6 protein-coding genes are annotated in these 6,803 nt (G+C 58.8%); 5 read left to right on the top strand and 1 reads right to left on the bottom strand.

The annotated features are described in order from the left end of the window. Positions 1 to 264 precede the first annotated feature (264 nt). A complete protein-coding gene (locus tag KDX30_RS29175) occupies positions 265 to 1,323 on the bottom strand; it encodes a patatin-like phospholipase family protein (RefSeq protein WP_099268636.1) in 1,059 nt (352 codons plus the stop codon). A 186-nt stretch (positions 1,324 to 1,509) separates the two neighbouring features. On the opposite strand from KDX30_RS29175, the gene KDX30_RS29170 reads away from it, so the two are divergent. From KDX30_RS29170 to KDX30_RS29150, 5 genes are all read left to right on the top strand, one after another. Next, a complete protein-coding gene (locus KDX30_RS29170) occupies positions 1,510 to 1,788 on the top strand; it encodes a hypothetical protein (protein ID WP_027901763.1) in 279 nt (92 codons plus the stop codon). A gap of 242 nt (positions 1,789 to 2,030) precedes the next feature. Then, a complete protein-coding gene (locus KDX30_RS29165) occupies positions 2,031 to 2,948 on the top strand; it encodes an AAA family ATPase (RefSeq protein ID WP_122398353.1) in 918 nt (305 codons plus the stop codon). Then, on the top strand, positions 2,945 to 3,901 hold the full coding sequence (locus tag KDX30_RS29160) for a DUF58 domain-containing protein (protein WP_231678230.1): 957 nt from the start codon (positions 2,945 to 2,947) through the stop codon (positions 3,899 to 3,901). Before KDX30_RS29165 ends, KDX30_RS29160 begins: the two co-directional genes overlap by 4 nt. After that, positions 3,898 to 5,910 (top strand): transglutaminase TgpA family protein, encoded by a 2,013-nt coding sequence (locus KDX30_RS29155; protein WP_231678229.1) that lies wholly within the window; start codon positions 3,898 to 3,900, stop codon positions 5,908 to 5,910. Before KDX30_RS29160 ends, KDX30_RS29155 begins: the two co-directional genes overlap by 4 nt. A 10-nt stretch (positions 5,911 to 5,920) precedes the next feature. Continuing rightward, positions 5,921 to 6,685, top strand: coding sequence for a CHAD domain-containing protein (locus KDX30_RS29150; protein WP_231678228.1), 765 nt, complete (start codon positions 5,921 to 5,923; stop codon positions 6,683 to 6,685). Positions 6,686 to 6,803: the final 118 nt, after the last annotated feature.

Raw genomic sequence — 6,803 nt, 5'->3', positions numbered from 1 at the left:
ATCGATGCACAGACATCGGGAACTGAGCAGTTGTCATCAAGAACCATGCTCGCAGCACGTTGCTTGAACTCGCGGGTGTAGGTCTTTCGCTCTTGCATGGAACCTCCTGATTGGGCGAATCATATCGCCCTTAAGAGGTGTCCGGGATCATTAAGCCAGTTCAAGCTTGCTCGCGATAAAGCTAGACGCGATTCACTTTAGAACGCATTCAGCCTATCGCGAGCAAGCTCTGCTCCCACAGGATATGAGTCATCCAATGGGGCCTCAACTGCCGCTTCGATGCTCCGCCTCATACCGATCCAGCGTATCGCTGGCGATTTCCCGGCCCAGAGCGATGAGTTCCGGTGCCTTATAAAACTCGAAAAAACGGCACACGCGTTTTGGCACATTGATCAGGATATCCGGCGGATACCCGGCGATCTTGTACTGCGCCAGCGAGGTTTGCATCACTTCGAAGCTCTGGTTGATCAGGTCCAGCAGTGACGCCGGGCCGACGTTGTCGATGATCACTGATCCTGTGGCGGACTTTGGCGCGCTCTCGCCTTGAGGGGCTGCAGCGGGTTGCTGACCTTGAGGGTCGGCAGATTCCAGCCACGGATTGTCAATCATCGCCGCGCTGGCCTTGGGGCTGTTCTGCGGCAGGTGCAACACCTCGTTGCCAGCGGCGTCCAGTTTGCGACGGAACGGCAGGCGCGAACCCAGTGAACTGATCATGTGATCGAAGCGCCGTTTCACCGCAGGCGGACGCTCGATCACCGGTAATTGATAATGCCCTTGGGTGGTCGAGTTGAGATTGACCGCGACGATCAGGTCGCAATGGCTGGACACCACCGGCACGATGGGCAGCGGATTGAGCAGGCCACCATCTACCAGCATGCGATTACCCTGCATCACTGGCGTGAACAGGCTGGGGATTGCCGCCGATGCGCGCATGGCCTGATGCAGACAGCCTTCCTGAAACCAGATTTCCTGCTGATGGGTCAGGTCGGTCGCCACGGCGGTGTAGGGGATGCGCAGGTCTTCAATGTTGATTTCGCCGACGATCTCGCGGATCTGGCCGAATACTTTCTCGCCCCGAATAGCACCGAGGCGGAAACTGACGTCCACCAGACGCAGCACATCCAGATAGTCCAGGCTCTCAATCCATTCCCGGTATTGCCTGAGTTTGCCTGCCGCATAGACACCGCCAACCACTGCGCCCATGGAGCAACCCGCAATGCAGGCTATCTCGTAACCGCGGCGCTCCAGCTCCTCAATGACACCGATATGCGCATAACCCCGAGCGCCTCCAGAACCGAGCACCAGTGCTATACGTTTTTTCATGAACGACCTCCGAATCAGATTGATCCACCATACGCTTGAATCGGGCTATTTTTATCGTTCATTTGCGCGATGTGAAGGCTCTGATTCAGCAAAAAAACAGTTACCCTTGCGGCCCCGGTGATGGCACTTTCAGCAAGTGACACCGTCAAAGCTGCACCATTGATATTTCTTCTTGAGGTAACACCGATGAAAGCCTGGATTGTCCTGCCCTTGTTTGCTCTGGTTCTCACTGGTTGCGCGGGTAAAACCGGTTATCGCGAAAGTTGCGGGACGCAGCTTGATTCGGCCTGGAAGGAGCTCGATCTGGCCAAGGCTGAAGGCTTCGCCGGCACTGTCAGCTACTCCAAGGCCTTGTCCTTGCTGACCGGTGCCAAGACCCAGCAACAATTCGAAGCCTTCGAAGGTTGCACCGAGAAAGCCGAAAAAGCCCGCTTCTATATTCGCGAATCCCGCGCTGGCAGGTAAGTAGAGGAGGCCGCCTGTGGGAGCGGTGCTTGCCCGCGATACATGAGACGCGGCCAGAAGGCATACCGCGTTATCGTTTATCGCGCGCAATCGCCGCTCCCACAATTGTTTTTCAGGCAACATTCCCATCCCTTCCGTACCAATTTCCTCTTCTCTCTGGCGAAAACACCTACGCTAACTTTATTGTGACTGCACAGCAGTCCTGTTTTTAGCCATAGGCAGTCGCCTGGAGAGTGTTTTCGATGGGCAGAAAACTCGATGAGTGCCTCAACGCCATTAATGAGGTGGTGTTAGGCAAGGAGCCGCAAGTCCGGTTGGCAATGACCTGCCTGCTCGGTGGCGGCCATTTGTTGATCGAAGATTTGCCCGGTATGGGCAAAACCACCCTCAGCCATACCCTGGCCAAGGTACTGGGCCTCAGCTTCCAGCGGATTCAGTTCACTTCGGACTTGTTGCCGGGTGACATTCTTGGCACCTCGGTGTTTGATCGGGAAACCGGACAGTTCACCTTTCACCCAGGGCCGATTTTCGCTGAGCTGGTACTGGCCGACGAAATCAATCGCGCCACGCCCAAGAGCCAGAGCGCCTTGCTTGAAGCCATGGAAGAGGGGCAGGTCACTATCGAAGGCGCGACGCGTCTTCTGCCGGATCCATTCTTTGTCATCGCCACCCAGAATCCCTTCAGCCAGGGCGGCACTTTCGCGTTGCCCGAGTCGCAACTGGACCGCTTCCTGATGCGTCTTTCTCTGGGATATCCCGCACGCTCTGCCGAGAAAGCCCTGTTGCTGGGCGAATCACGACGGGACTTGTTACCCCGTTTACAGCCGCTGCTTAATCACGCCGAGCTGGGTACGTTGCAGGCGCAGGCCCGGCAAGTGCGGGTCAGCGATGCGCTGGTGGATTATGTCTTGCGGCTGGTGGACGCAACCCGCGCCCAGCCACAGTTCGCTTATGGATTGTCGCCACGGGCGAGTCTGGCGATTCTCAGTGCCGCTCGGGCCTGGGCTTTGCTGGCCGGACGCGAGTATGTGATCCCCGAAGACGTGCAGGCGATCTTGCCCTCGGTGGTCGGCCATCGTCTTCGTGAGCGGACCGATCCCACCGGGCATGGCGGCGGGGCATTGGTCCAATGGCTGCTGCGTGAGGTGCCAGCGCTTTGATCGAACAGTTCAAACCGTTCTGGCAGCGCTGGCTGGCGCGACGTATCCCCCCCGCGTCCCGGGTCAAACTCGACCACCGGCGCATTTTCATTCTGCCCACCCGCACGGGTGGCAGTTTCGCGTTGGTGCTGTTTTTGATGTTATTGGTGGCGATCAATTATCAGAACAGCCTGGCGTATGGTCTGACGTTCCTGCTGCTGTCGATGGCGATTCTGGGGATCCTACACACCTACCGAAACTTGAGTGGACTGGTCATTAGCGCAGGCACGGCGAGGCCGGTGTTTGTCGGTGAAACCGTGCATCTGAGCCTGCGTCTGGAAAGTGATCATAACGCTCATCAGGCGATCTCGCTGGGCTGGGACGCCGAGCAGTTGCAGCAGGTCGATATTGCTTCCCAGGCGCGGATCGAGGTTGAACTGAGCTTGCCTGCGCATAATCGCGGCTGGCTGCGGGCGCCAAGGCTGCGGGTTGAAAGCGTCTTTCCGTTAAGCATTCTGCGCACCTGGAGCTGGCTGGATCTGGAGCAGACTGCGCTGATTTACCCTCGGCCGGTGGCGGGTGCAATGCCACTGCTAAAGGGCGTTCAACCTCATGCCGAAGATCACGGCGTGGCGACTAAGGGCCCCGGCGTGGATGACTATCAGGGCTTGCGCACTTATCAGCCCGGTGACAATCGGCGACGCCTGCACTGGAAGGCATATTCAAGGGGCCAAGGGCTGCTGCTCAAAGACTTCACTGATCTGAGTGGCCAGGACTTGTGCCTGGATTTCATGGCCTTGGGCGGTGATATCGAAGAGCGGCTGTCGCGTCTGTGCTACTGGGTGGTGATTCTGTCCCAGCGTCAGCAACCGTTTGCCTTGCGTTTGCCGGGTTATCTGTCGGCCGTGGACAGTGGCAATCTGCATCGTGAAACCTGCCTTCGGGCACTGGCGCTTTATGGCGTGCGGCAATGAGCGCCGTTGCGTCCGGCCTGAGCCTGCCGATTCCGCGTACCAGTCTGCTCTGGCTGCTATTGGCACAAGCGCTGGTCATCGTGCCGTTTATTCAGCACATTCCTGGAACCATCATCATTTTGTGGCTGGCCTGCATGCTGTGGCGCGTGCAGATCTTCCGCATGCGTGCTCGCCATCCCGGTGCATGGATAAAAGGCGGGCTGCTGGTGGGCACGGCGGGCGGGGTGTATCTGGCCCGTGGCAGCCTGGTCGGGCTGGAGGCGGGCGCTGCGCTGTTAGTCGCGGCTTTTGTGCTGAAAATGCTCGAGATGCAGAGTCGGCGTGATGCATTGGTATTGATCTTTCTCGGCTTCTTTTGCATCACGGTCGGCTACTTGTTCGAGGACAACCTGCTGTGGGCGGCGTTCACCTTGTTACCCGTCAGCACATTATTGGCGGCGTTGATCGGCTTGCAGTCATCCAGTCATTCCAGCAGTCAGTCCGGCAGCCTCAAGCTGGCGCTCAAATTGCTGGTGCAGGCGGTGCCGCTGATGCTTCTGCTGTTCCTGTTCTTCCCGCGTCTGGAGCCGCTCTGGTCATTGCCGCAGCCGAGTAATAAAGGCCAGACGGGGCTTTCCGACAACATGGCGCCGGGGGACATGGCTGAGTTGAGCAAGTCAGCGGCGTTGGTATTTCGCGCCAGTTTTGACGGCCCGATTCCGGCTCGTAATCAGTTGTATTGGCGCTCCCTGACCCTTGAACAATTTGACGGGCGACGCTGGTCGCAGTCGCCACGCGCGCAAACCGTGCAGATGCCGCAATGGCAGAAACGTGGTGATTCCCTGAGTTACAGCATCGTCATGGAGCCCAGCGGCCGACCCTGGTTATCGAGCCTGGACGTAGCCGAAAGCAACCTGGGTGATGTGCGCCAGATGAACGATTTCCGCTTGCAGAGACGTCGGCCGGTGGAGCAGTCGTTGCTCTACAACGTCATCTCCTGGCCGGACGCGACCCGTGAGGCGCAACTCAGCGAGAACATTCAGCGACAGGACCTGCAATTACCCGCCAAGGGCAACCCTCAGGCGCGGCAGTGGGCCAGCGATCTGTTGCGCCGTCATCCACAGCCCGATGAGCTGGTGCAGACGATGCTCGATTACTTTGCCCGCGAGCCTTATCACTACACCCTCAAACCACCGACGCTGGGACCAGACAGCATTGATGACTTCCTGTTTGAAAGCCGCCGTGGTTTTTGCGCGCATTACGCAGGGGCGATGACTTTCGTGTTGCGTGCGGCGGGTATTCCGGCGCGGGTGGTGGCCGGTTATCAGGGCGGCGAACTCAACCCGGACGGCCAGTACCTGACGGTACGCCAGTTTGATGCTCACGCCTGGGTTGAGTACTGGCAGCCCGGTGTTGGCTGGCGCAGCGTCGATCCCACCGCCGCTGTGGCGCCGCAACGTATAGAACAAGGACTGGAGCAGGCGTTGGCGGCGGACGAGGCGTTTCTAGCGGACTCGCCCATGTCGGCGCTGCGCTATCGCCATGTACCGTGGCTCAATTCGCTGCGCCTCAGCTGGGATAATCTCAATTACGGCTGGCAGCGGTGGGTGCTTGGCTATCAGGGGCAAGAGCAGTTGCGGGTGCTGAATCGCTGGTTCTCCGGCCTGGAGGCTCCGGCGTTCATCGTGGGTCTGTGCGTGTTTATGGGGTTGATCGCGTTATGGGTGTTCAAACCCTGGCAGCGCGAAAGTGATTCGCAACTTCGCCTGTTCGGCGCGTTCGAAAGACTGCTGGCACGTCATGGCCTGCGGCGTTTGCCGGGGGAGGGCGCCGAGGAGTTCTCGCGTCGTGCTGCGCTGGTATTGCCGGGGCATGCCGACGCAATTGTCGCCTTCGCCCTAGAGTTTCAGGCTCAGCGTTATGCGGGTAGCTCGTCTTCACCGGCCGAACTGCGGCGGCGTTTGAAGCAATTACGGCGTCGTTTGCCATGGCGTTTATCGCCAGTCAAAGAAACCCACGATTCACGATAAGGATGAGTTCATGTCATCGATGGTTGACCATCTGGTCGCACAAGTCCTGGGCCTGCACGTCAAGTTGCTGGCTTGTCAGGCGCGCCTCGCCGCATCCACCGACCCCGAGGCGTTGCACGACCTGCGCACTACGGTCCGGCGTCTGCGCAGCCTGTTGCGTCCGCTTCGCGGCGTATCAGGTGTCGAGCAACTGGAAGCGGCAGCCAAGGCGGTAGGGGAGTTGACCACGCCGCTGCGGGACATGGAAGTACTTGCCGCACACTTGGCCGAGCAAGGCCTGGCCGATGCTGCGTCCGTGCGCATCAATAAGGTCAGCAAAGCTTACGGGCAGGTTGCGACATCGGCTGAGCTCGCTCGACTGTTCAGCACCCTGGACCAGTTTCCGGGATTTTTGCGGGTGCAACAACGTCAGCAATTGCTGCGAGGCCTGCGCAAGACCATCGAGAAAGGCATGGACAAGCAGTGGAAAAAACTTCGCGAAGCCATCGCCGATCCGGCTCATGACCGGCATCGTCTGCGCTTGTTGATCAAACGCGTGCGCTACGCCGCGGACGCTTATCCCGAGTTGAGTCATCAGCCAAAGAAAATGCAATCGCGTCTGAAGGCCGCTCAAGGTGCGCTGGGCGATTGGCATGATCATCTGCAGTGGCTGGCTCAGGCCGGACAGGAGCGCGATCTGGCACCTTGCATCGCCGCCTGGCAAACCGGCATCGTACGCGCCGAGAAGAAGGCTGACGTTGCGCTGCTGCGTTTGAGCAAGACCTGCTTCGGTTGAAATCGCTTTAAGGTATTGGCTGCCGTTAAACACATTTCAACTGTCTGATTTGGAATGCTTTGCTACCTGTAGGAGCGCGCTTGCCCGCGATTGCGTCGGCATAGGCAATATATTAATC

It is taken from the genome of Pseudomonas quasicaspiana, from assembly GCF_021147825.1.
Classification (GTDB): domain Bacteria; phylum Pseudomonadota; class Gammaproteobacteria; order Pseudomonadales; family Pseudomonadaceae; genus Aquipseudomonas; species Aquipseudomonas quasicaspiana.
This window is presented reverse-complemented; position numbering and strand designations above follow the sequence as displayed.